5 protein-coding genes and 1 pseudogene are annotated in these 3,282 nt (G+C 48.7%); 2 read left to right on the top strand and 4 right to left on the bottom strand.

What is annotated here, in order from left to right; all coding sequences use genetic code 11:
- From P3C52_RS20830 to P3C52_RS20815, 4 genes are all read right to left on the bottom strand, one after another.
- Nucleotides 1–201 (bottom strand): replication protein (locus P3C52_RS20830; RefSeq protein WP_275556765.1); only part of this gene is annotated, 201 nt, incomplete at its 3' end.
- The gene (locus P3C52_RS20825; protein ID WP_275556764.1) at nt 198–338 is read right to left on the bottom strand and encodes a hypothetical protein; all 141 of its coding nucleotides are present in this window, start codon (nt 336–338) and stop codon (nt 198–200) included. The genes P3C52_RS20825 and P3C52_RS20830, both read right to left, overlap by 4 nt.
- A 37-nt stretch (nt 339–375) precedes the next feature.
- Complete coding sequence (locus P3C52_RS20820) at nt 376–714, bottom strand: hypothetical protein (RefSeq protein ID WP_275556763.1); 339 nt, start codon at nt 712–714, stop codon at nt 376–378.
- 113 nt (nt 715–827) lie between these two features.
- On the bottom strand, nt 828–1,055 hold the full coding sequence (locus P3C52_RS20815) for a helix-turn-helix transcriptional regulator (protein WP_084970708.1): 228 nt from the start codon (nt 1,053–1,055) through the stop codon (nt 828–830).
- Nucleotides 1,056–1,153: 98 nt separating this feature from the next.
- Here P3C52_RS20815 and P3C52_RS20810 point away from each other — a divergent pair.
- A pseudogene (locus P3C52_RS20810) lies at nt 1,154–1,841 on the top strand (helix-turn-helix transcriptional regulator).
- A gap of 613 nt (nt 1,842–2,454) precedes the next feature.
- A complete protein-coding gene (locus tag P3C52_RS20805; protein WP_275556762.1) occupies nt 2,455–2,703 on the top strand; it encodes a hypothetical protein in 249 nt (82 codons plus the stop codon).
- The last annotated feature ends 579 nt before the right edge of the window (nt 2,704–3,282 follow it).

Raw genomic sequence — 3,282 nt, 5'->3', positions numbered from 1 at the left:
GTCCAGCTTCTTGCCAAAACCGTATGTTTTTCTGATTACCGCAAGAACGATCTTGAGCTGCCGGGCTGTTAAATCGGCTGACATAACGGCTTCCAATAGCTCGTTAGCGATGCGGGTATATCCATCATCGGTATCGGCCACTCTGCGCTCCATGCCCTCCGGTGAAGGGCGGTAGTCTGCTAGTCTTGCTAAGTTACTCATTTGCCCTTCTCCTTCGCTTTGTGTTCCTCAAAGATTTCCCGCAGCTTCGGCCCGATAGCCGGGTTGCACTTGAGAAGAAAGTCGAGCCGGGCAAGGTTTTTATGCACACCGGTATGGCGATAAGTCTGCTTCTTCATGTATAATTACTCCGTTGAAATTGCACATATTTCGATACTAGGCCTCGAAGCTGTTCGCGCAGCTCGGGGCTTTTTCTTTGGTCATTTCCAACTGCAACTTTGCGAATTCCATCGCAACTGTCATCAGCCATCGGTACTGCTCCATTGGCATCTTCTTTTCCCCGTGCATGACAAAATCCTCTACACCGCTGGCGGCGAGAGTTTCCATTAGCTCCGGGTATTTTTCTGTCCTGCGAAGGATGGTTGAGTCAGCTACGTTTAGCAGCTTTGCAACCACTGTCTGACGGGTGTTGCTTAGTGCCTGGTGTGCGGTGGCCAGCAGGTGGCGACCGATGAAAGATACGCTGTCCGATTTGCGTGGTTTTGCCTGTTCCATTTAGTAGTATTCTCTTGTTGATTAATTAGTTACATGAGCAAACCGTGGGGTTTGCCACTTGGGTTATGGAAGCCGAAACAGCCTCCGGTCGGGTTATTAAAGAGCGGTGTTACTTATGCGGCTGAATCAGCTGCTTTCATGTATCGCTGCGGGTAGAGAATCTGCATCTCACTGATCTTCCCTTTGAAGAACTTTGAGAGCTTCTCTGCCGTTTCGAGAGAAGGAACCTGCATTCCCCTTTCGATGCGGCTGAGGTTTCCAACGTCTAACTGCGTTGCGATGGCTACCTCAGAGATTGTCAGTTTTTTCTCTACACGCATTTTTCTAAGTGGCGTCTGCATATTGCACCTCCGTAATGCGCTATACGCATAATATGCGAAATACAAAATATGCGCAAGACGCTTTGCGTGTCACGCATAAAAAAGGTTGAATATCCGCCATGAAAATAGGCGACAAGATTAGACAAATTCGCAAAGCGAATAAGATGACCCTGAGTGAGCTTGCGTTGCGAGTAGATAGCGACGTGGGAAACTTGTCACGCCTTGAGCGCGGCATTCAGGGTTATAGTGATGCACTCATCAAAAAGATTGCTGAAGCGCTCGGAGTTCCGGTAGCTGAACTATTCTCTTCTAATGAAGCTGATGATACTGTACCTATATACAGTGTTGGTTCCATTATAAAAAAGGGGAGGAATGATGTGTACCGGATTGATGTACTTGATGTTTCAGCAAGCGCGGGTGATGGGGCTGCCTCGAAAGACGTTATTGAGGTAATAAGGTCTATAGAGTATGTGCCTGACCAGGCTAGAGTCATATTTGGCAATCGGCCGGAATCATCCGTGAAGCTCATCAACGTCCGCGGTGACAGCATGGAAGGAACCATAGAGCCAGGCGATCTCATTTTCGTAGATGTTGGCGTCAGCGTTTTTGATGGTGACGGCATTTACGTGTTCGACTTCAATGGCGATATGTTCGTCAAGAGACTACAGAAAGTTAAAAACCAGCTGATCGTAATTTCTGACAATCCTCGTTATCGCGAGTGGACAATTTCAGAAGAAGAAATGCATATGTTTCATGTGGCTGGACGTAATGCTCAGCCAGTCACAGCAGTTCCGTCGTCACGGTTAACTTTCCTTCAGCATATTAAGCCCGCCAAGTGCGGGCTTTTTTGTGCCTGCCACATACACCGCCTAAATTTTTTTCTTCTGTTTCATACGCATACCTAAAAAACACCAAAAATCCTACTCCAAATCTATTTTATGCGCTTTACGCATATGCGTGATGCGCATATTATTTATCTCAACAGCAGGACGCTGGCGCAGTACGAAACGGAAGTTTGCTCTTTAACAATCGGACTTGAGACTGATTCGGTCTCACCAAAGAGAAGTTGCCTTTGGGATTGGATGAATGCGCAGGCTGATGCGCTACGGTGCGAAAGCGTAAAGGCGGCATAGCCGACACCATGAGATTGAGTGAGAACTCAGCAAGCCGGAGATCAGCGCCGGCCATCCAATCACCTAAGCCAATTTAAAAGCCAAGCCGCTGGCGATATGACGCGGCCTATTAAACAGGAGGACTTATGTGAATGCATAAATCATCAATCGAGAATAAATAAATTATCTGATCTGGCGCGGGGCTCAACCTGTTGGTCGCGATCCCCCTTATCCCCTCCCTCGCGGAGGGGTTTAAGTGAGTTGATTTAGCAATGCAGGTCATCGCTAAGCCAATTACCGGAGGCAACATGAACAACAAGCAACGCAAGAAGCTGCAGCGCGCCATTGAGCATCGCGCAGCACAACGTAGTCAGCTGAGCTTTGAACGCAAAATCACAGCGGCGCTGTCTGGCTGCAGCTTAAACGTAGCCAAAGCAACCACCCTGCCGAGTCTGCGTGATCGGAATGAAGGCGGTGCTGTATGTCTGCCGAGCGTGGCTATCTACAGCGCGGGCTTCCGTAAGGTTCGCAAAGAAGCAACACACATTGTTAAGTGAGTTCAGCATGACAACGCAACAGAAATACGCAGCAGAGTGTCAGTCCGAGTTTGTTCGCTACCGAGCCAAGTGCAAAGCAACTGTCCGCGGTGATGGCGTACACGACCTGTGGGTCAAGCTGGCCTGGCGCAACAGGCAGCAGGCCCGGCAGTGGGCATCAGAGGTCGCCTAACCCGCAGCCTTTTTTATTACCTGAATTCAGGCCAACAACGTAGGGAGTGAGGTAGTTATGGGGTGTGATAAATGCACTGGCGGCTTTGTTTTTAAACATTGCTGCTCGGGATTGAGCGAAATGTGTGGATGTATGGGCTACCCCGTAGCCGTCACAAATTGCAAGGCATGCAACCCTAAAAATAAAAATACAAGCGACCCTGAGTTGATTGAGCAACTCAAATATGTCGAGTGGGTGGATGAATAAACAGGTCGCTACGGCGGCTTTTTTTACGCCCTATTTCAGGCCAACACCATGGTTACACGAAAAGAGAGTCTGGTGATTGTTTTAACAATAGTCGCGCTGATGGCGCTGGCGAAAGTGATGGAGAGGTGTTTATGAGCAAAGAAACAGGCGGTCCGGCATTT

Origin of the sequence: Mixta sp. Marseille-Q2659, assembly GCF_940807255.1 — a bacterium.
GTDB lineage: Bacteria > Pseudomonadota > Gammaproteobacteria > Enterobacterales > Enterobacteriaceae > Mixta.
Note: the sequence above shows the minus strand (reverse complement) of the source record. Positions and strands in the feature narration are given on the sequence as shown.

What these genes read in the sequence shown, in the direction of transcription:
- P3C52_RS20805 (WP_275556762.1), top strand. Translation starts at nt 2,455, where the DNA reads ATGAACAACAAGCAACGCAAGAAGCTGCAGCGCGCCATTGAGCATCGC.
- P3C52_RS20815 (WP_084970708.1), bottom strand. Translation starts at nt 1,055, where the DNA reads ATGCAGACGCCACTTAGAAAAATGCGTGTAGAGAAAAAACTGACAATC.
- P3C52_RS20825 (WP_275556764.1), bottom strand. Translation starts at nt 338, where the DNA reads ATGAAGAAGCAGACTTATCGCCATACCGGTGTGCATAAAAACCTTGCC.
- P3C52_RS20820 (WP_275556763.1), bottom strand. Translation starts at nt 714, where the DNA reads ATGGAACAGGCAAAACCACGCAAATCGGACAGCGTATCTTTCATCGGT.